At 41.0% G+C, this 20,380-nt stretch carries 18 protein-coding genes; 10 read left to right on the top strand and 8 right to left on the bottom strand.

Going from position 1 to position 20,380, the window contains the following annotated elements:
* Positions 1 to 10 precede the first annotated feature (10 nt).
* From LC454_RS23205 to LC454_RS23195, 3 genes are read right to left on the bottom strand one after another with little or no spacing between them, the layout of a single operon-like run.
* A complete protein-coding gene (locus tag LC454_RS23205) occupies positions 11 to 790 on the bottom strand; it encodes an alpha/beta hydrolase-fold protein (RefSeq protein ID WP_223584829.1) in 780 nt (259 codons plus the stop codon).
* A gap of 3 nt (positions 791 to 793) precedes the next feature.
* Positions 794 to 2,002, bottom strand: a complete 1,209-nt coding sequence (locus LC454_RS23200; protein ID WP_223584828.1) for a hypothetical protein — start codon at positions 2,000 to 2,002, stop codon at positions 794 to 796.
* Between the two features lie 25 nt (positions 2,003 to 2,027).
* On the bottom strand, positions 2,028 to 2,570 hold the full coding sequence (locus LC454_RS23195; RefSeq protein ID WP_223584827.1) for a hypothetical protein: 543 nt from the start codon (positions 2,568 to 2,570) through the stop codon (positions 2,028 to 2,030).
* A gap of 601 nt (positions 2,571 to 3,171) precedes the next feature.
* Between LC454_RS23195 and LC454_RS23190 the strand changes: the two genes are divergently transcribed.
* Genes LC454_RS23190 through LC454_RS23180 form a run of 3 tightly spaced genes read left to right on the top strand, consistent with a single transcriptional unit; the run spans position 3,172 to position 10,256 of the window.
* A complete protein-coding gene (locus tag LC454_RS23190; RefSeq protein ID WP_223584826.1) occupies positions 3,172 to 5,709 on the top strand; it encodes a TlpA family protein disulfide reductase in 2,538 nt (845 codons plus the stop codon).
* Positions 5,710 to 5,717: 8 nt separating this feature from the next.
* On the top strand, positions 5,718 to 8,900 hold the full coding sequence (locus LC454_RS23185) for a TonB-dependent receptor plug domain-containing protein (protein ID WP_223584825.1): 3,183 nt from the start codon (positions 5,718 to 5,720) through the stop codon (positions 8,898 to 8,900).
* A gap of 9 nt (positions 8,901 to 8,909) precedes the next feature.
* Positions 8,910 to 10,256, top strand: coding sequence for a RagB/SusD family nutrient uptake outer membrane protein (locus tag LC454_RS23180; RefSeq protein WP_223584824.1), 1,347 nt, complete (start codon positions 8,910 to 8,912; stop codon positions 10,254 to 10,256).
* A gap of 113 nt (positions 10,257 to 10,369) precedes the next feature.
* Here LC454_RS23180 and LC454_RS23175 read toward each other — a convergent pair whose 3' ends face one another.
* The 4 genes from LC454_RS23175 to LC454_RS23160 all read right to left on the bottom strand — a co-directional run bounded on the left by LC454_RS23175 (position 10,370) and on the right by LC454_RS23160 (position 14,077).
* On the bottom strand, positions 10,370 to 10,759 hold the full coding sequence (locus tag LC454_RS23175; RefSeq protein ID WP_223584823.1) for a hypothetical protein: 390 nt from the start codon (positions 10,757 to 10,759) through the stop codon (positions 10,370 to 10,372).
* Between the two features lie 177 nt (positions 10,760 to 10,936).
* The gene (locus LC454_RS23170) at positions 10,937 to 11,479 is read right to left on the bottom strand and encodes a MauE/DoxX family redox-associated membrane protein (protein ID WP_223584822.1); all 543 of its coding nucleotides are present in this window, start codon (positions 11,477 to 11,479) and stop codon (positions 10,937 to 10,939) included.
* 307 nt (positions 11,480 to 11,786) lie between these two features.
* The gene (locus LC454_RS23165; protein WP_223584821.1) at positions 11,787 to 12,941 is read right to left on the bottom strand and encodes a hypothetical protein; all 1,155 of its coding nucleotides are present in this window, start codon (positions 12,939 to 12,941) and stop codon (positions 11,787 to 11,789) included.
* 2 nt (positions 12,942 to 12,943) lie between these two features.
* Positions 12,944 to 14,077 (bottom strand): hypothetical protein, encoded by a 1,134-nt coding sequence (locus tag LC454_RS23160; RefSeq protein WP_223584820.1) that lies wholly within the window; start codon positions 14,075 to 14,077, stop codon positions 12,944 to 12,946.
* 375 nt (positions 14,078 to 14,452) lie between these two features.
* Here LC454_RS23160 and LC454_RS23155 point away from each other — a divergent pair, with 375 nt between their 5' ends.
* Entirely contained in the window at positions 14,453 to 15,406 is a 954-nt protein-coding gene (locus tag LC454_RS23155) for a LytTR family DNA-binding domain-containing protein (protein ID WP_223584819.1), read from the top strand.
* Between the two features lie 83 nt (positions 15,407 to 15,489).
* On the opposite strand, the gene LC454_RS23150 is transcribed toward LC454_RS23155, so the two are convergent.
* The gene (locus tag LC454_RS23150) at positions 15,490 to 15,840 is read right to left on the bottom strand and encodes a DUF3024 domain-containing protein (RefSeq protein ID WP_223584818.1); all 351 of its coding nucleotides are present in this window, start codon (positions 15,838 to 15,840) and stop codon (positions 15,490 to 15,492) included.
* A 200-nt stretch (positions 15,841 to 16,040) separates the two neighbouring features.
* Between LC454_RS23150 and LC454_RS23145 the strand changes: the two genes are divergently transcribed.
* From LC454_RS23145 to LC454_RS23120, 6 genes are all read left to right on the top strand, one after another.
* Positions 16,041 to 16,595 (top strand): TetR/AcrR family transcriptional regulator, encoded by a 555-nt coding sequence (locus LC454_RS23145; protein ID WP_223584817.1) that lies wholly within the window; start codon positions 16,041 to 16,043, stop codon positions 16,593 to 16,595.
* 72 nt (positions 16,596 to 16,667) lie between these two features.
* The gene (locus tag LC454_RS23140; protein ID WP_223584816.1) at positions 16,668 to 17,423 is read left to right on the top strand and encodes an SDR family oxidoreductase; all 756 of its coding nucleotides are present in this window, start codon (positions 16,668 to 16,670) and stop codon (positions 17,421 to 17,423) included.
* Positions 17,424 to 17,515: 92 nt separating this feature from the next.
* On the top strand, positions 17,516 to 17,872 hold the full coding sequence (locus tag LC454_RS23135) for a DoxX family protein (RefSeq protein ID WP_223584815.1): 357 nt from the start codon (positions 17,516 to 17,518) through the stop codon (positions 17,870 to 17,872).
* 54 nt (positions 17,873 to 17,926) lie between these two features.
* Positions 17,927 to 18,586 (top strand): potassium channel family protein, encoded by a 660-nt coding sequence (locus tag LC454_RS23130; RefSeq protein ID WP_121122787.1) that lies wholly within the window; start codon positions 17,927 to 17,929, stop codon positions 18,584 to 18,586.
* 7 nt (positions 18,587 to 18,593) lie between these two features.
* Positions 18,594 to 19,610, top strand: a complete 1,017-nt coding sequence (locus tag LC454_RS23125) for a bestrophin family protein (protein WP_223584814.1) — start codon at positions 18,594 to 18,596, stop codon at positions 19,608 to 19,610.
* A gap of 14 nt (positions 19,611 to 19,624) precedes the next feature.
* Entirely contained in the window at positions 19,625 to 20,362 is a 738-nt protein-coding gene (locus tag LC454_RS23120; RefSeq protein WP_223584813.1) for a hypothetical protein, read from the top strand.
* Positions 20,363 to 20,380: the final 18 nt, after the last annotated feature.

Below are 20,380 nucleotides of genomic sequence, written 5' to 3'. Positions count from 1 at the left end.
TGCTTTAAAGTTATTCAACATTTGTCGCCTTCCTTTGCATCAGCATCCACTCATAAATCCAGGGCTCAGTTTCATAGAGATATTGAATTCCGTGGCCTTCACCTGTTATACGGTGGAAGATGATATTCCCCTCGCATTTATTAAGAAAATCGGCTATTCGCTCTGTTTCATGTATGGAGATTTCTTTATCCGCCGTTCCGTGATACGTCAGGATAGGGATGTCTTTGAGCGTGCAAATTCGAGTGGTGTCACTATCATTCACACCACCGCATAATGGAACAATGGCTGCGATTTTATCGGGGTGATCCAATGCAGTGATGTACGTTCCATAACCTCCCATACTTATTCCGGTTACATAAACACGGCTTTTATCGATGCGGTAATTTGACGTTACTTCATTATACAGCGAATCAAACCAATTTTCCGTAGACCAATACTTCCCCTCTGGACATTGTGGAGCGACCATAATAAAGTCGAATTCCTTTCCTTGATCCACTAAATAGGGAAGACCATAGACCTTTAGTTTTTCTAAATCATTTCCTTTTTGCGATCCTCCATGGAGATAGATAACCAAAGGATATTTGGACGTGTCTGTATTATAGCTTTTAGGTAGACAGGTGAGGTGTTTATAATTGACTTTTTGTTTTTCTTGAGCAATTGACTGCGACATAAAGAAGCCGAAAAAGATTACTGCGAGTAGCTTAAGATAGAGATAAGGCTTGATGGTGAAGATTTTGATAAGCGCTTGGAAAGTCATATTAAAGGAAGATAATGGTTTTGTAAGTAACATGTTTTAAGTTCGTGCCAAAGCCGCAATACACTCTTCGCGAATCTTCCATAGTTTGTCCAGCGTATATGGAATCTTATTGGTCTCGATCCAGCGAGATAAGAATTCCTTATGATATTGAACTTTGTAATCAGTGATTTGATCAGGACCGATTTCCACTTCTTCTAAAAGATCCAGTTCAAATTTAGTTTCGTTGACTCCAATGCCAGTAAAGTCTAAGATGTGATTATGATTTCGCAGATAATTGTGGGCCTCTGGGATATATTTTAAATCATATTTGGCTAGGACGTCCTTTATTTTAGGGGTATTCTTACTATTCATGGTAAAAATTCCCAATATAAGCTTTATAGATTCGTTCCCGTTTTCGTCAGCCAATCGCTTTAACAATGCATGTTTGGTACTACAGGTACCACATTGCTCTTCAAACAAGGTAAGCACATTATTTTTATCGTGATTGCGGTTATAATCGAGATCACTTACCCATTTATTGGCTTGTTGGAATGTATTAATCCCAATTGCAGTAAATGATTCAGAGATTGCTCCCTTATCACTTTCAATTTTAAAATCTAAGGGTTTGAAAAATAGTCTTCTAGAAAACAAATTCGTTCGGCTATTGTCGAGAATTGGTTCGCCAGATTTTTTGTTTAAGAAGTAGCGGATATTCTGGATTAAAAATCTTGGATGAAAGTTAGGACCAAATTCATGATGGTTTCTGAATGTGTTAAATATTTCTAACGCTGTTCTTGTCGAGTCAAAATAACCGTTTTCAATTAGCTCTCTAAAATAGCTTTGAACTTTTTCGTACGTACTTAGAAATAGTGAGGTTTCTAACTCTTCCTCTTTGCCCTCCACGATCATCTCAATAGGGTTGAGATCAGCGCCATCATTTTTGATTATAATGATCCGTTTTGTTTTCTTTCTATCAATCTTATGTTCTTCTACTTCGAGTTTGTATAGATCGAATTTGTTAGTCTCTGGGTTGCACTCTCTTAAGGATAAGACTTTACTGAGGTGAACACTGTCCTCTGGGTCGATCAAAGTCGATTTAAAGGGATTTTCAGCGTCTCTAATGAAAAAATCATGCTTACCTAATAAAAATGAGCACTCAAAAGCAGAAATTCCCTTTTCTGTTCTTGCCTTATGAAACAATAAAATCTTGTCAAAGGAGATCGCAGGAAAAGTAGTATTCAGAAGTTTTCTTTTTCTCGAGGTCATAATTTACAGCAAAGATATGGATTTTCTAAGGTCTTTTAAATAGCGCTTCTTTTTCGCTCTTTCTAATAAAAATTCCCTTTTTTACCGCTTGATCTATTATCGCGGTGAAATCTTTTGCCTCCCAATTTTTCTCTGCTTTACTGCCACAATATTGCGCAATTTCTTTTGAGGTATGCCAGTCATCGAAAAAAGCATCACTTTCTTCCACTAACAACAAATAAAGAGTTCCTGTTTGGCCTAATTCCGTGGGATCAATTTTGACAATGACCTTTTCAACCATCTTCTCTTCAAAATCTATTGGTGGATAGAAATCATTTAATGTATATGTGATATTATACCCGAGTTCAAAGGATTTATCTGTGAAAGCTAAAGCTAGTTTATTTAGATGTTGATCATGGTACTTTGCTGAATTAGAGCTGCTTTCAATTGCTCCCAATATGTTCCCATCAGGATCTAATTCGAGTATCTTCTGAATGTCCCTTGTATTAATACCTAAATGTGTCCTGATTTTACGAATAATGTTTATTATATATAGAGAAATAGAACTAATTAATATGACTTTCTTCATTTAGGTAAGATCGTCCATTAGTCTTTTATAAAATGTATTAGTAAAAATTTGTATTTACTTAAATATTTGATTATATTTGTATTGAAGCTTGATTTTTTTATTAAGTTTAGGTGTTAGACTAGAAGAGTCTCGACTGTGAATTCCGACATTTCAATTGGACGAGGCGATAGGTTTAATGCCCATTTCGATATTTTATATATCTTTGATATATGCTATAGCGTGTGGGCCCTATCGTTACCGTTCCAAAGCCGTCGGAAGCTGACAGTACGGTTGGTAGTGGCCTGCTATAGTGCGCTAAACCTACGAGACTCATAAATTATAAAATCAATTTATGAGTATGAACAAAAAACAGCAATCAAAAAACATCATCACGGCCCCCGAGTAGCTCGGCAACCAAAGTCATACGATGACTTTCCTAGCTGTTGAAGACGTATCGAACCAATTATATATTTGCAACTGTCATTTAACGTCTTGCGCTTCCCGCATTTACAACAATTTTTTTATTTGTGACCTAAGCTAGGTTTAGGAGCAAGAGGATACGTTTGTAAGTATCAGTAAAAAGAACCGTGTCAGCAGGTCACAGCCCTCAACACCTTTAAAAATGAACAGTTTTTACAAGGGTGGGAGTGAACTGCCTACTGGAAAAGGTTCCTCCTACTCAAACCAAATTAAATCCAAAAAATTATGGCCTCTGGCCTTTAAATTAGTAGTGCTTTTTAGGCTATATTTTACCAGCATATCTCCAGTACGGACAAAGCACTCCTTAAGCACAGATATAGTACTATTTACGCAAATGTTGCGTAAGCATATATACAAAGGAAAAACGTGCTATCAAAGTGCTTGTCGACTGTTATATACTTACTTGGTTATTGGAAGCAGGCTAACAAGTAAAAAGCTGTCACGGAAGCTTACGAAACCAAGGCTTTCTTCCGCTGGCCTTAGGAGGCTGTTCGACATTTCTTCGAACCTGCTTCGAGCCTGCGTCGCCCCTTCTTCGGGGTTGCTTCGGCTGCTGGTCGACTGCCCTTCGGGTGCGAGCCGAAGCCCACTCGAAGCGGAGCCGAAGCCGAGTCGAAGCGTAGCCGAACATGTCTCGAACGAGTCCCGAAGAAGGCCCGAAGCGTTGCCGAAGACCACCCGAAGGAGCGAAGCTGTAGCGATACCGATTCGATTACGTCTATATTTTACCTACATCTGCCAAGCACTTGCCAGATACTCTGACAGATCATACTGTAAGAGTACTGGTCGGGTGCTGACTAATGGAGCCGTACCACCTTCGGACTTTCTTCTGACCAATACCTGCCTTTCTTTTGCCTTTTATGCAGCTGGCTCCCAATTTTCTTCGGGGCAGCATCGGCGTGGCTCGACGAAAAACCGATGCTGCCCCGAAGAAAACCCACGGAAAGGGCAGATCTGGCGAGGAACTGCTAGGGACTTGAGCAGTCTATTCCCCGCCACTAAAGGTACTATTGATTCACAGTTAAGCTACTGGGAGTGTACTGAGAGTGTACCAAAAAGGTACTGGAAAGGTACTAAAGAGCTACTAAAGAGCTACCAAATAGCTACCAAACAGGTACAGGCTTTCGGTAGCTTTCTGGTGGACCGTAGGTATAAGCTTGGACGTGCAATGGAAATTCCTACTGAAATGCATAGTGGCGATTTGGTAAGTGGAGGAGATGGATGCCGTTTGAAATCAGAGGATTTACAAGCGTTCAGTGCCACTCGAGTGTGCGATAATGAGTATTTAGCTGTTCAAAAGAAAACAAGTACTCATAAGGCTTTAAATTACTTTTCAGTAGTTGCGAATTATGAACGCACATATCGCATGGTTTTGACATGCATAACCTTACTACTAGTTTCTATGTTTAGTTTATCGGCTCAGACGCCCCGCAAGGACAGCGGGGCCGATGGGCTAACTTCGATGAAGGCGCTACATGTCGGTGATACCATTCCACAGTCACTGTGGGATATACCGCTTGCCGTCGTCAACAATCCCACAGGAAAGAAAACCGTAAAACTGAGCGATTACCGTAATAAGAAGCTGATCATATTGGATTTCTGGGCGACATGGTGTGGCAGTTGTATGCAAAGTATGTTGCATATAAGACAGTTGGAGTCCTCATACAGCGGTAAGGTTGCCTTTTTGAAAGTGAATAGCGAAAGCACAAAAGACTCTCCCGAACGGATCGTAAAAGCTTTTGCCAAACTCAAGGCGATGTCTAATGTTGATCTCTCAACAATGGAATATATATATCCCGACAAGTATCTGGATAAATATTTTGCTCATGCCTCTATCCCTCATATGGTGTGGATCTATGATGGCAAATACATAGGCAGTACCTATGCCGAAGGCCTTACGGTCGATGCAATTGATGGGGTGCTTAACAATACTCCGCTTCATGCTCATCTAAAAAATGATAGGTTGGATTTTCAGACGAACACTTCCATCCGGGAGCAGGTCGATCTACGGTTGTCGACCTATCCAGTAGTAGAGGAGCTGTTTACAGGATATATAGATGGTCTAAGCCCTAATTTTGGTCAATTTTATAAGAAAGATGGTACCTACGTCTACCGAATGGTAAATCTAAAGCTTAATATCCTATACGCTAATGCTTTCCGAACTCTTTTTTTTGAGGTGCCAAGTTGGGCAATCCATATTGATTCAACAGTAGCCGAACCAGTGCAAAGGGCATTGAATAATGTTGAGTTGCGTAAGGATGTTTTTTGTTTTGAAGTGCAGTCGTCAGATACGCTAACAGAAGATGATATCTTGAAAAGGCTGCGTGATTGTCTGTTATCCAACTTCAAAGTAGCCCCGGTAAGGACAATAGAAAAGACTCCTTTTTGGCAAATGGAGATAGCAGATCCCGATAAACTGAAAGCGTCTGTTCGCTTTATTGATAAAAAAGGTAACAAGGAATATATCACTTTCAGGGAGTTAAGATCCAAGATTTATACAAGTCTTAAACTGCCGGTAAATGACCTGATAACAGTAAAATCAAGCCTTTTTGAAGTAGAGATCCCAAAAAATCTTGATTGGACTAATATAAAATCCCTTCAGGATTTTCTAGTCACAATAGGTATCCGGTTGATAAAAGTCGAAAAGGATATTCCCACCATTACATTTAAAAAAGCATGATCAGTACAATGAAAAATAGCATTATTTTATTGATATTAAATCTTCTTACAGTACTGTGCTATGGTCAGGTACTAAAAGGAAGGGTATACGACAAGGCGACCGGCAAAGGGATCGCAGGGGTGACAATTACCTCGAAGTCTACACAAAAGAAGTTTAAGGCAGGACCGGGTGGAGAAATTGAAATCGGCAATATCACAAGTGATTCTTTGCATTTTCATCACATGGGGTATACAGATAGGGTGCTTTTTGTGAAGGGGTCTGATACGAATATAGCAGTTGGCCTGACAGCTAAGTCAATAGAAATTGAAGAGGTCCAGGTCCAGACAGGCTATCAATCGCTTAGAGCTGACCAGCTGTCCGGATCGGCTCAGGTGCTCAATGAGTCGCAGCTCAATCAAAATGTGGGTAGCAATATCTTGGACAGACTCAACCACGTCGCCAATGCGGTATTCTTTGATAACCAGTTACAGGCCTCGGACAATCAAAAGTTGAATTTCTCGATACGTGGTCTCAGTACAATCAATGGCGTTAGGGATCCCTTAATTGTGTTGGATGGCTTTATCTATGAGGGCTCCATACAGAATATAGATCCTAATAATATTGAAAGCATTACGATTCTTAAAGATGCCGCCGCAAGTGCCATCTGGGGAGCACGTGCGGGTAATGGTGTACTGGTCATTAAAAGCAAAAATGCAAAGGTCACAGACGGCCGTACAAATGTGACCGTGAACAAGTCTATTCAATTCGCACAAAAACCTGATCTGTACGATGTATATCAAATGCCTGCAGAGGAGTTTATAGAAATAGAAAAAATGCTCTTTAAAAATGGGTATTATGATCGTAATATACGCCGTAGTCCGTTTAGTGCACTCACACCTGTGGTTAGCCTGCTCCAACAGCATAAGACTGGTAAAATAGACGGTGGACTGCTTGATCAACGTTTGACAGCTCTTAAAAATATAGATAGCAGAAGTGATTATATGGACTATTTCATGGAGTACCCACTACTAGATCAGTATGCACTTTCATTATCAAATGGGACAGAAAAAAACAAAATTCACCTGGCGGTAGGTTATACCTTTGATAAAAATCAATACGGTGCGAAAAATAAAAAAATAAATATTGATTTTAATGACCGCATGATGCTCCTGCCCAAGCTTCATCTGGATATTGGTTTTAAATACACCAATGCGAAGAATCATGCTGGTAAACCTGCATTCGAAACATTCAGGTACCGCAATATACGTGCGCCGTATATGGATCTGGTAGACGCTGATGGAAATGGTCTAGTACTTGAAACCACATATGATAAAATATATACAGACAATTACTTGCCCGGTAAACTTCTGTCATGGGACTATGTCCCCTTTGAAGATTACAGATATGTTGACAATAGGTCTATACGCAATGAATATCTAGGGCAGGCACAGTTGTCTTATAAAATATTGCCATTTATCGATTTGGTCCTGGCTTATCAGATCCAGAATCAGATGGCATCCGACAATGTAAGGAATGGATTGGATAGTTACTACACAAGGGTCATGATCAACTCCTATGCGAGCTATAACGAAGTTACCGACCGTATGGAGTATCCCGTTCCCATGGGGGATATTGTATTAAAAAACAATGTAAATATCAGGTCCTACAATTGGCGGGGACAGATCAATGTCAATAAGGTTTGGGACAAGTTCGAGCTATCGGGTATAGTGGGAGCTGAAGTAAGGGAAAGTAAAACTGATGGGGAGTCGAGCACACTTTACGGATATACCGCTGACCCTCTTAACAATGTCGCAATAGACTTCGTATCTGATTTTCCTATAGGGATTAGCTATAGTACCAGCATAATTCCTGGCAGACCCGTACTGAATAGCAGTATAAATAGATTTGTGTCTATTTATTCCAATTGGAATGTGGAATATAATAAAAGACTAGGGGCTACCGCAAGTGTAAGGCGTGATGCTGCGAATATATTCGGGGTGGCAGCAAATGATAAATGGTCTCCTTTTTGGTCAGTGGGAGCCTACCTGCATGTGCCAGATCAGTGGATCAAGGGGGCAAAAGCAGATCGGCTAAAGGTAAGGGCATCCTATGGTGTGAGTGGCAATGTAGATCTTCGAAAGACGGCATTGCCTGTGGCTGAATCGACGACATTCAACTACTCGCCCTACTCTGGATTGATCATCGCTCAGCTAAACGATCCTTATCTGCGTTGGGAAAAGATCAAAACGTTCAATGTTGGCTTAGATCTATCTTTTTTGGATGGCCGCATCCGTGGATCAATTGATCATTATCAAAAGCGTGGTACAGACTTGTACGGTTTGACAGGCTACGATTATACAACATGGGGCTATCAGTCTTTTATCACTAAAAATGTCGCCAGCATGGATGGCCGGGGAACTGATCTTGTGATTGAGACTGATAATATCCGGGGAAAATTTTCATGGTCAACGATCTACAATTTAGCCTGGAACAAAAGCAAAACTAGAACATATTATGCCGCCAATGGAATGAATGTGAGCAGCTTTTTGGACATAGGATCGTCGATTACCCCTGTTCCGGATTATCCATTATATGGCATTGCGGGGTACAGGTCTGCCGGGCTGGATGCAAAGGGAAATCCTCAGGGTTTTCTAAATGGTGTTCCCAGTACTGATTATACCGCTATTAGAAGACAGCCTCTCGATCTAGGAGAAAACGGAAATATTATTTTTAAAGGATCGTCCAAACCGCAGGTATTTGGATCCATAATAAATAAGTTTTCTTTCAAAAATTGGGCGTTGGCGGTGAACGCTTCTTTTTATGGTGATTATTATTTCATGAAAAATACGACCAGCTACACCCAGCTGTTTTCTAATGGAAAGGCCTATGCGGATTTTGAAAAGCGATGGCAAAAACAAGGAGATGAATCACACACTGTAGTACCAGCGCTGATCTATCCAGCTGATCAATTGCGGGATAGTTTTTATCGGTTATCTGAATCCAATATACTTCGGGCTGATCATATTCACCTAGAATATGTTCGTTTGTCATATGCAAGCGCTATTAAAAATAGCGCAAAATTGGAATGCTTTGCTAATGTTTCCAATCTGGGATTGTTGTGGGTATCCAATAAAGAAAAAATCGACCCATTGTATCAGGACAAAGTTAAGCCGCCCCTAACATTTACGTTTGGTACATCTGTAAAATTTTAATTTTTTATCATGTTAAGATCAAGACTAATCTATATCCTGCTTTTTTCTATTTTAATGTCCTGTAAAGATTATCTGGACATTAAGTCGAACAGTGGATTGGCAACGCCAGACAATTTCGAGGCGATGCAACGAATATTGGACAATATGGAAGTGATGAACATCAGTACAAATCCACTTGGGGAAGCGTCATCAGATAATTATTTTTTAACCCTTCAATCTTATAATTCCTTAGGGATGCGATCTCAAGAGGCATATACTTGGCGTATCATCGATAATAATTTCCCCAACGATTGGGCAACGAGTTACCTCACCGTATATCATAGTAATATTGTGCTTGATAATTTAAAGAGTATTCAAATTAATGATGCAAATAAAGAAACATGGAGCCAGTTAGCGGGTGCCGCATATTTTTATAGATCTTATGCTTATCTGTCGCTGTTATGGACTTATGCAAAGGGATATGAGGAGAGTGAAAAGGATCTTTATCCCGGTATTGTGCTTCGAGTGGATGCAGATCCATATAAACCGTCTGAACGTTCCTCGATAGCAGCGTGTTATAATACCGTTATCCACGATCTGGAACGATCGATACCCCTTCTGCCGCGGCAATCGGAGCATGTCTTGCGACCATCTAAGGCGGCCGCTTATGGACTATTGGCCCGAACATATCTGTCCATGCGACACTATGATAAATCTGAAATTTATGCAGATTCAGCATGGATGATCTCAGCTAAACTGATAGATTATAATATGCTGGATGCTAATACACAATTCCCCTTTGAACGGTATAATATAGAAACTACCTTTTTTAGTCAGATGAGTACGACCCTGCCAGCAATGAATTATTATAATGCCTTAGTAGATACCACTCTATACAAATCGTACAATAAGGATGATCTGCGTCTGAAATTATTTTTTGCTCAAGGATCAGATGGTTACTATCAGTTTAAAGGTAGCTATGCTGGTGCCTCGGATTTCTTTACCGGGATCACATCCGCTGAGATCTTACTGATGCGGGCCGAATCTTATATTCGTAACGGTCGGATAGAAAGGGGGCTTTCAGATTTAAACCATCTGATGCGCCATCGTTACGCGACAGGGAAATATAAGGATCTGGGGGGACTCAGTCAAGAAGATGCGTTGGAAAGAATCTTATGTGAACGGCGCAAAGAGTTGCTGTTTCGTGGACTGCGCTGGATGGATGTGAAACGGTTAAATTTGGAAGGGCGAAATATTGTTTTAAAAAGACAGATACCGGAGGGGGTATTAGAATTGGTTCCAAATAGCAACCGTTATGCATTGCCAATCCCGACTGATGTTGTTGACAGGACCGGAATACCACAAAATCCACAATAATGGGATTTTGATAAGGCCATATTGATAAAAATATCCCCAAAGTATAAAATCAAAATTGAGATATACTTTGGGGATTGGATTAGCAGATATTAATTGTTTCGAGAGCTATTATTTTAATCTTGATTGTGTGGTGTAATATTATTAGAGCTTGATCCCCCAGCTTTGGTTGGTACATAGGTCGGATTTGATATTGTACCGGTATTGGAAGCCCCTAAAATAATTTTCGTCGGATTTAGCGTTCTACTTCCCGATGCACCTTGTAGATCTGCCGGACTGACTTCCATCGAACAAGCCTTTTTGCTGCCCGGACAAGTCGAGCCTGGATTGTCTTCGGCCCAATTACTCGGATCACTTACCTGACTTGCTTCGGTAGCGTCTCCATCGAAGAAAAGAGTGACGTCTGTCTGCTTATTTGCAATTTTATTGAATGACATTAATGTTGTACTTCCAGCTGCAATCACCAATGCTATGATGGCCATTGCATAACTATTTAAATTTTTCATCTTTTTAATTTTTAATTTTTTTTACTTCAATTTTCATGTCTTTTTCGTCCCCACGGTGTGTCGGTTTTATGTACGTAGCCATCGACAGCAGCGCGGGAATACCATAAGTGTCTTTTGGCAGACGCGCCCTTCACCCAGATTAGCCTTTAATCCAAGTTCCGCTGTTGATGGGATACACTATTCTTTTTGTAGCCTAGGACTGGTTTTCAATTTTGTGGCAGTTGGTGAACCTGAATTCACCTGTAAACTTGTAATATCATCACTGGTATTATTTTCTATAATTCGATTGATCGGAGAATGATGTTTTAAAAAGGAGAGCTCAAGCCATAAGCCTAAGAGGCTGACGACTAGAAAGGCCATATTGAGCCAGAGGTGGGCCGTCCAGCCCAATTGCTGGAATACCAATCCGCAGCCGCAAGGGAATTTTTCCCATACTTTCATGACCGCTAGACCTACGTAAGCCACAAAAGCAAGCATCATCAAAGACGACAAGCTGAATGCCCATATCCTTGTCTTTGGCATTATAAAAAGTAGGCCAACGGCAAGCTCGAGAGGAGGCAAGGTATAGGCTAAGTACATACCCAACTGGTCGCTAAAAGGCTGCTGGATCATTGCGGACCTGAACAGCTCAAAGTTGATAAGCTTGTCCAGACTGATCGGGATCCAAAGGGCCATCAGTGTGATGAGGATGATCTGGTATATAATCTTTTTTGCTTTCATTGTTATACTGTGTAAGTCTGAAAGCAAAGGAAGGACAATGTCTCTCAATCCTATGTAGAAGCATTTAGTCAGTTGAGGAGCCTTTAAAGTACCTTAAACAACTGTGAATTTTAAAAAAGGGGAGATGGGATACATTTTTAGGACAAATGCTGGTGGGAATATCGGACTGAAAGGGAGGCTTAGAACTCAGTTTGAGCAAAGGGTATCTGGATCTGGTGACCAAGTTCGCTAGGGGGATAAAGTAGAATCCCCCTAGTTTTTTTAGAAAACCGTTTTAATCTATTTTAAAGAGGTATTTAAATCTCAATTATTTTCGCAGCTCGACTTCTTCAATATCTTTTTTTATGAAATGGAGCATTTCCTTGAGCTTATCTTCAACGAGATATAGACTGAATATATGCTCAAATTTGTTGAATTTGGATAGCTGATTGGCGCTGATGCGGTTGCCTCGATTGGTGACAATATGCTGGGCTACTCCTACGGCAGCGTCACTTTTATGCTTATTCTTAAAAAGGCCGACTTTGCTGGAATAATGGAACAGGCAGGTGATTCCTTCTCCTGTGAGCGTCATATGGATTCCGCTGGAAGGGCGAGGGATCTGATCCAGCGTATCTTGGGCTTCCGCCTCTAGGTTCGTGATTTTTTCCAGATAATCCAGTTCAGCGCAAATATATTCATTCATCATCATTTTGAGATGGGGCTGCTCTATATCGTAGTGGCTATTAGGAAAAGGGTGGTAATGGGTGATTTCCTTTTCCAGGAGCAAGAGGCGGGACAGCTGGTCAGCCCGGGATAGCGTGTTCAACTGTCTTTCAATATTTTCTTTCCATCGGTTGCGGAGCCCGAGGTAGTTGAAATTGTACCGGATCAGAAATTCCATAAACCGCTTAGGATAGGACTTGTCACGGGTATCGTAGGCGATGCTTTGCAATGCCATGAGAAAGCTGTCTAGCCATTCACAATGATAAAAGAGCAGCCTGGGCGGCTTGTGCCCGTCAAACAGACTGTCCATACCATATTGGATTTCTAAGAGATATTCTTCGTCTAATTGTTTAGCGCGTAAACGGGCGAATAATTTAGCAAGTTTTGTCAGGCTGGACTCCTTGAGAAGCTGTTGGTCGTATATGGGGAGCTCGTCCAAGGGATTCATATGCTCTTTAAAATGCTGTATGCTCTGCCAGATACTTTCGTGCAGCTTGACAATGGTACTATCCGACTGGTAGGCTTTATAAGTATATAATCTATCAAAAAGCAGCCTGAATTTGGTATAGTAGCGTCTAAAAGATTCCTTGGCCATTCCTGATTTGGAGTGACTGATATAAAGTTGTTCGGAATCGCGGATCAGGGCATCGCAGGCCACTATAATGGACTTGTCGCTTGGGATAGCGCTGCCTTGAAAACTACCTTGCAGTATGCCGTACGCATTGATTGCGTCTTCCAATTGGTTTAACGATCTGATCATGATTACCTATTTTGTCGTACACTGCAGTTCATCTCCAGCTGTAAAACAGCACGGCCCCGATCGTTTAAAATATAAAATTGATCAAACTCCTTCTCATCCGTGAGCGAGTGAAAATCAATGGTGTCAATACGGTAGAAGGCCGAGACCCAACCGATCTTTAAAGCGAGTTCCAACCGCTCTTGCCAAAGCAAGATATTAAAAAAAGCAGCATCATGGGCTAAGCCATCCCTTGACCGCTTGGTCTGCGCGCTCAGACATACCAAGAGCAGTTCCAGCAATGCGTAATCATCAAGCTGATCGAGCCAGAGCTGCCTACTCCTGTCGTGAAGCTGTTGCCGCAGGATCGGAAGATCGTAGAGCTGAAGAGTCTCTAGGACAGGATATGAGGCAAAAGGCTGTAACGACTTATTGATTAAATAGCGTAGATTGATAATCATGGTGCTGATCTGGTGGTAAGGTATTTTTTTATAGTTCTGTTCGTGATAATGTGCAATTGTTAATTTGGCCAGGAAAATTTCGGGTTCATCATTCGCCTTAGTGTTGTTGCAGAGGTAACAGCTGAATACGATCAGTCTCGAATCAGGATGTTTGGAAATAGGGCGTACATGGTCTCGTGTGATCTGGCAATTTGGATCTTTCCGCGAAGTATCCAAGGCTCTGTCGCAATAGTAGCAGGTCAGGGTTGTATTAACTTGCGTTACTGCTACATTGGACTGTTCTTTCGGAATATCCTGATATTTTAATTGGGGCTTTTCGGAGTCTGTTTTCTTGACGATCGTAAGATTTCGTTGATTGAGATTCGGCTCCAGATGATTCAGGATATAGGATACGTTTTTGGCCACAGTCTGAATCCGTGATACATCAATATATTTAAACTCCTGCTGCTTCTCAAAGCTCTCTTGCAGTATTTCCATGAATTCTTCAGGCTCAAGGCGTGACTTTGCTCTTTGACAGGTGTGGCACACGATGACCCGGATCTTATTTCCGCACAGTTTGGTCGATGGGCGGAAGAGGTCGTTGCATCGTTGCAGGTTAGTCCAGCTATTATAGCCACTAAGATGGCGTTCGCAATAAAAACATTGGTCTACCGGGGAGCTGTAGAACGATGGTCCATGTGTTATTCTTAATCTTCTCATAATTATATTATTTATTGTTAAATAGTCATATGGCTTGCGCTAACTGCCTTATTATTTTTGATTATCGTAAAAACTACCCCTACTATAAAATTAACAAGGTATTACTTAGAAGGCAAGGTAAACTGTTTGTAAGCGGATGAACGGTAGCAGAAATGGGGCGTAAATATAGCTTATTGGCCTTTTAGGGGGTGTTTTGCGCTGACGGACGAAAACGAAATTATGGGATGAACGGTTATCGGTATTGGATAGAGGAATTAAAAAAAAGCAGGATTCCGTAAATTTTTACGGAATCCTGCAGCACTCTTTTGAAGATCTGTCAATTTTTTATTTAGGAAATTAGTTAATTTTACCTGCCTTAACCATTTTGACAACTTCATGCAAACAAAGAAACTAATTGAGAGATTCCATTCGGAGATTCAAGTTAACTACTTTTCGATCAGACTTCAATTATTTTTGGCTATTCTGATCGGTAACTTCTTCTGCTCGCCCAGCAAATTTCTGGTCTTTGATGAGCGCTATTCAGAACCAAGATTTTATCTCTATTGGTTTCTTTCCTCACTTATTACTTTGTGCGTGTTATATGCAGCGCATGTATTTAATAGATTCATGGACAAGAAGCTATCCTGGCTGACAGATTTTAAGCCACGTCTGATCGGGCAGATTATCTACGGCTTACTGTTGCCTGCCCTGCTCACAACGATCTTTGTGCTGTTGGTATTTTTACCGTTAACCTCAAAGGGAATGGATGCTATAGGTCCATATATCCGCAACGAATTCAGGTTTGTATTTTTGTTTATATTCATATTGAACCTGTTATTCTTGCTGGTATACGTCATCCGGTTTGCCAAGTTCGTGAAAGATCAATATGTAGAGGCAGAAATAGAAAAGACTGAACTCAAGGAGTTGCTCATTGAATATGAGGAGCTGCAAGTGAAGTTGGAAGACGGGCGGATGGAAGATGTGTCCGATACGGTCATGCTTGCACCTTGTCTTAGGGTAAAATATGGCTATGAAGATAACTATGTCCCACTTAACGGCATTGCATTTATCAAAAGCTCAGCCGACGACAAAAAGCTTCTGACCTTAACGAGTAGCAAGGAGTATACACACAACTATAGCCTCGACACGTTGATGAAAGTACTCGACCATAATCAATACTATCTGATGTACAGGCGTTATATAGTCAATCGGGGTATCATCAAGGGATACCAGCCTTTAGACAATGGTGTAATAAGGATTGAACTGAAACCTGATTTTGAGCAGCGGGAGGATATATTTGTCAGCCGTCAGGATGCCGCTGATTTTAAGCGCTGGTTTGAAATGAAATAAAGTGCTTCAAACGCCTTTTATTTACAATTCTTGTAAAAAAGTGGCCCATATCGTCGATATAGGCGACTTTTTTGTTATGTTTTTTATCCGAAAAAACAGCCATAACCATCATGGCTGATCTCAGTCAGCAGCTCCTGCAGATGATCACTTGATGGTATAGCTTCGTAAGCCTCCCATTTACTGGAGGCTCGTCGCCAATAAAGCTTCCATTGCTTGCTAGATTTTACATATTTTATTTTCGCAAATTCGATATGTAGTATGTTGGCTGGATTATTCCATTGCGGGCGTATCTCAAACAATAAGGCAGTCTGTCCATCCCAGCTGTATCCAAAATCCAACTTCTTTCGCACCTCTGCATCCTGTGGTCTTTTGGATTCGATAAAGCTTCTGATCTGAACTTCCGCCATGGAGATAATGTCTTTGTTGTCTGTCATTTTTTATTTTAATCGTCTAATGTGCTTTGAGTCTTAAAGATAATATTTCTGCCTTTAGAGACATAGGAATACGTGAATATTTTTCGGTTTACGGAAGCGGCAGTGGGCTGCCCCTAGTTCGAGAATATACCTCATAAAATATGTTGTAATAGTTTATTCAGAAGATATTTTGTTAAATTTGCGACATTATTTAGTTTAATTTGAAAAGAGAACAAATATTAAAAGCGGGCTTAAAGCTCTTTGTCACACAGGGGCTGCATGCGGTGACCATTGCGCAGATAGCTGCTGAAGCAAAGGTAGGCATCGGTACGGTATACCGTTACTTTGCTAGTAAGGAGGAGATCGTACAGCAAATCTGGATAACGCAGAAATCCGAGGAGTCTGCGTATATTTTCCACAATTATACACAACAGGGTAGTCTCCGTAGCCAATTTGATTTTCTTTGGGAAAGGGTGATTCGTTATTTTCTTGAGCACCCCCTGGAGTTCCAGTTTTCTTATCAATTTGCAGCATCACCGATCTTAACAAAAGAGATCCATGAAGTCGCCATGATGGACTTTCTGAAATTTGACGAATTGTATGCGATGGGCCTGGAGCAGAATTTGTTCAAACCGTTAACCGCAAGACGCCTGAGGTTATTTACCTTTAGTACGATTAACGGATGGCTCTTGTGGGCCATAGATGAAAAGATGGACATCGATGATGCTACAATAGCGCTGTTTTTACAAATGTGCTGGGACTCCATAAAGGCATAAAATTTTTTTTGATTAAAACTGACGGAATATTCCGTCAGTTTTTGTAGCTTTAATTATAAAAGAAAAAAGATTATGGCACACAACGATTTAAAAGGGAAAGTAGTCCTGATTGCCGGAGGTGGAAAAAACCTTGGCGGTTTATTAAGCAGAGATTTTGCGGCAAAAGGAGCAAAGCTGGCTATTCATTTTAATAGTGAAAGCTCAAAAGCAGAAAGTGAAAAAACATTGGCTGAGGTAAAGGCCTTAGGTGCTGAAGCATTTTTATTTCAGGGAGACCTGACTCAGGTAGATAATATCACTAAGTTTTTTGATGAAACCATAAAGACTTTCGGTGGAATTGATATCGCTATCAACACCGTGGGTATGGTTTTGAAAAAGCCATTTGTCGAAACGACAGAGGCAGAATATGATACCATGTTCGGAATCAATTCAAAATCGGCTTATTTCTTCCTGCAGGAAGCTGGTAAAAAAGTAAACGATCACGGTAAAATCTGTACGATTGTGACTTCCTTGCTGGCTGCCTATACCGGATTGTATTCAACATATGCTGGAGCTAAGGCACCGGTAGAGCATTTTACAAGGGCGGCCTCGAAAGAATTCGGAAACAGAGGCATCTCCGTGACGGCAGTAGCTCCGGGGCCGATGGATACGCCTTTCTTTTACGGACAGGAGAGTGATGATGCGGTAGCCTATCACAAATCAGCTTCTGCGCTGGGCGGACTGACAGATATCAAAGATATCGCTCCTTTGGTAGAATTCTTGGTAACGGACGGTTGGTGGATCACCGGGCAAACTATTTTTGCCAACGGCGGTTATACCACAAGATAATAGTTGATTAACCAGAAATAATTGATCAGATAATGGATAATGGTTATTTTAAATAAAACCCATTATCCATTTTTACTTTTAAGCCTAAAATTATGATAATCAGACTGATTAATTCGATATTGATCCTCATCGCTGTATTTATGGGAATAAAACAGGGCTATGCCATGCTGATGGGGAAACCCGCCATGATGGACATGTTCAGTAAATGGGGATTTAACAAAACAGCACTGGCAGTAAATGGTGCGGTTACGATGATTGCCGCGTTAATGATCTTGTTCCCGAAGACTTTTGTCTGGGGAAACTTTTTAATGGCAGCAGGAATTTTGCTGATCATTTGTCTGCATCTGCTGGATAAAGATCTGAAAGGGGTGCTGATCGAACTGCCGTTTTTACTATTGAACTTGGTAATTATCTACCTGCAATATCCCTTGAAAACCGCTGGGCAATAACCTGAGTATCTTCGGTTAATGATGACCAGCTTTCAATTTTTATTAAAATCGCCGATGATCATTCAAAAGTTGCAGAAAAGAAAATATGAAATTCTTCTGCTCGTCCTGATGCAGCATTTATTTGTAGGAATATTTCTTACGGATCTGGATTTTTATACCCGTGTCATATGGCCAGTCAACATGCTCGTATTGGGAGTAGGGTCTATCTTGTTGTTCACCGGAAAACATAGTTGGGGAAACTGGTTCAGAAATCTGCATTTCATCATCATTTTGTTATTACCTGTTGGCATCCCATTTTTTAAGGAGCTACCCTGGTATTTTACCTTTTTGAATATCAACTATGTGGTGTTCTTTTGCTTTCTTTTTATGGAGGTGCTCCGGTTTCTGATAAAACCCGGATATATCAATACGGATATTATTTCGGCTGCCATATGCGGGTATATGTTACTGATAGAAATCTCGGTGTTCGCACTGCAATTTTTCCAGTACCGCGATCCCGCATCTTTTAAAGGAGTTGATCAGTCCTCCTCCGCACTTACATTTATGGATCTGGTCTACTTCTGTTCGATTACTTTCACCAGTATCGGATTCGGAGATATTACGCCCAATACCCATGTGACCAAATTGGTCACCGCATTTGTGGGAATAGCCGGTCAATTTTACACGGTTGTACTGGTAGGGATTCTGATCAGCAAATTTTCATCAAAAAATTAACTTATTTATGAATACAGGCTCACATTACAAACTTTACCATTTCATTCCCTGGACCAGGATGAAGATTTATAAAATGCTTATTTTGAGTGTTATTCCAACCGTACTTTTTTATTTTATGGACTGGAAATGGCTGGCTATCCCTTGGGTTCCGGTCGCATTGCTGGGGACGGCAGCGGCATTCATTTCGGGATTCAAGAATACGCAGACTTACAACCGGAGCTGGGAAGCCCGTCAGATCTATGGTGCGATCATCAACAACAGCCGCAGTTTGGGGATCTTGGTGCGGGATTTCATAAGAATGGACGATAAGGTACAGGAACAGGCGGTGCATCAGCAGATCATCTATCGCCATTTTGCCTGGCTTACGGCATTGAGGTTTCAGCTCAGGGAAACAAAAAGCTGGGAACATGTAAAAACAAAAGGCTACAATAAAGAGTTTCTCAGGTACTATGAAGTTCCTGAATGGAAAGGTAAGCTTGATGAGGAACTCATGAACTTTTTAAGCGATGATGAGCTTAAGTATGTGCTTTCCACAAAAAATAGGGCGACCCAGATCATTGCCTTACAGTCTGCGCAGTTAAGGGAATTAAATGAAGCAGGTCAAATTTCGGCTTATAATTATACCGCACTTGAAAATCAGTTCAAGGAATTGTATGATCAGCAGGGAAAATGTGAAAGAATCAAAAATTTTCCCTATCCACGCCAGTTTTCAAGTATCAATCTCTATTTCACAAATGCGCTCTGCTTTTTGCTTCCTTTGGGGTTTTTAGGGGAGTTTTCTAAAATGATCGAAAAATTTGGCGATCATATCGTCTGGCTTACCGTTCCTTTCAGCATTCTTTTGGGCTGGGTGTTTCTGGTGCTGGAACAAATCGGGGAGAGTACGGAAAATCCATTTGAGGGTAATGCCAACGATATCCCGATCACACAGATCAGCAGGAACATAGAAATTGACCTGCGTGAAATCTTGGGCGAAAAGGAGCTTCCTCCCGCGATACAGCCCGTGAATAATATCGTCATGTAAAAAATAATAAAATTATGAGTATAGAATCTGTAAGAAAATGGTATCCAAAGGCCTTAACGTCTATTGATACGGTCAATCGTTTATTGGACACGATTGAAAAATACCTGGAATTAAAACCTAAGCAGTTAATGCATGCGGACAGTATGTGCTGCGACGACGTCAATGCCATACAATATCCTCCTAGAGCCTATGAAATGCTCGGTCCATTTCACCTGGGAGGACTAGACGGTTTTCCTTTTGCCGGACTTACGGGGATGGGGGCATTTGCGCACCATGTCCCTGAAGATGGGGCTGTGATCATTTTTTATGCGCCGCACATCGGGATTACCCGGGATGGGCAGATCGGAGAGATAAGCAGAATAGGACAGCGGACCAATTCTGCCTGCTGCGGGGCAGCAAAAGGGGCCCTTGCCAAACTGGTAGCCGGACAGATCATTGAAGGAAATATCACTTCGCTGGATTTTCAGATAAATACCATTGAGCAAATTTTTCTCCACAGCAAAGAAAGAATACTGAATGCGGAAAACCAAATTTTTGAAGCGACAGAAGTCATGTATGAAGCGATAGACGAACGCATTGAAATATTGGTAAAAGAAACCCGATACCCGTGCAAATATGTGATTCTGGTAGGTGGTATCTTTATCAATGGAGATAAAGATATGGGATCATTCTGTCAGTATAAAAAGTTTGAATATATCAACGTTGCAACTATGGAAAGGAAAAATCTGATGGATGCCTATTATGAGGATTGAGGGATAATAATGGGTGCT

Origin of the sequence: Sphingobacterium sp. GVS05A (genome assembly GCF_019969845.1) — a bacterium.
GTDB lineage: Bacteria > Bacteroidota > Bacteroidia > Sphingobacteriales > Sphingobacteriaceae > Sphingobacterium.
This window is presented reverse-complemented; position numbering and strand designations above follow the sequence as displayed.

Excerpts from the sequence above, each read along its gene's own strand:
- LC454_RS23205 (WP_223584829.1), bottom strand. The coding sequence starts at position 790 with ATGTTACTTACAAAACCATTATCTTCCTTTAATATGACTTTCCAAGCG.
- LC454_RS23200 (WP_223584828.1), bottom strand. The coding sequence starts at position 2,002 with ATGACCTCGAGAAAAAGAAAACTTCTGAATACTACTTTTCCTGCGATC.
- LC454_RS23195 (WP_223584827.1), bottom strand. The coding sequence starts at position 2,570 with ATGAAGAAAGTCATATTAATTAGTTCTATTTCTCTATATATAATAAAC.
- LC454_RS23190 (WP_223584826.1), top strand. The coding sequence starts at position 3,172 with ATGAACAGTTTTTACAAGGGTGGGAGTGAACTGCCTACTGGAAAAGGT.
- LC454_RS23185 (WP_223584825.1), top strand. The coding sequence starts at position 5,718 with ATGAAAAATAGCATTATTTTATTGATATTAAATCTTCTTACAGTACTG.
- LC454_RS23180 (WP_223584824.1), top strand. The coding sequence starts at position 8,910 with ATGTTAAGATCAAGACTAATCTATATCCTGCTTTTTTCTATTTTAATG.
- LC454_RS23175 (WP_223584823.1), bottom strand. The coding sequence starts at position 10,759 with ATGAAAAATTTAAATAGTTATGCAATGGCCATCATAGCATTGGTGATT.
- LC454_RS23170 (WP_223584822.1), bottom strand. The coding sequence starts at position 11,479 with ATGAAAGCAAAAAAGATTATATACCAGATCATCCTCATCACACTGATG.
- LC454_RS23165 (WP_223584821.1), bottom strand. The coding sequence starts at position 12,941 with ATGATCAGATCGTTAAACCAATTGGAAGACGCAATCAATGCGTACGGC.
- LC454_RS23160 (WP_223584820.1), bottom strand. The coding sequence starts at position 14,077 with ATGAGAAGATTAAGAATAACACATGGACCATCGTTCTACAGCTCCCCG.
- LC454_RS23155 (WP_223584819.1), top strand. The coding sequence starts at position 14,453 with ATGCAAACAAAGAAACTAATTGAGAGATTCCATTCGGAGATTCAAGTT.
- LC454_RS23150 (WP_223584818.1), bottom strand. The coding sequence starts at position 15,840 with ATGACAGACAACAAAGACATTATCTCCATGGCGGAAGTTCAGATCAGA.
- LC454_RS23140 (WP_223584816.1), top strand. The coding sequence starts at position 16,668 with ATGGCACACAACGATTTAAAAGGGAAAGTAGTCCTGATTGCCGGAGGT.
- LC454_RS23135 (WP_223584815.1), top strand. The coding sequence starts at position 17,516 with ATGATAATCAGACTGATTAATTCGATATTGATCCTCATCGCTGTATTT.
- LC454_RS23130 (WP_121122787.1), top strand. The coding sequence starts at position 17,927 with ATGATCATTCAAAAGTTGCAGAAAAGAAAATATGAAATTCTTCTGCTC.
- LC454_RS23125 (WP_223584814.1), top strand. The coding sequence starts at position 18,594 with ATGAATACAGGCTCACATTACAAACTTTACCATTTCATTCCCTGGACC.
- LC454_RS23120 (WP_223584813.1), top strand. The coding sequence starts at position 19,625 with ATGAGTATAGAATCTGTAAGAAAATGGTATCCAAAGGCCTTAACGTCT.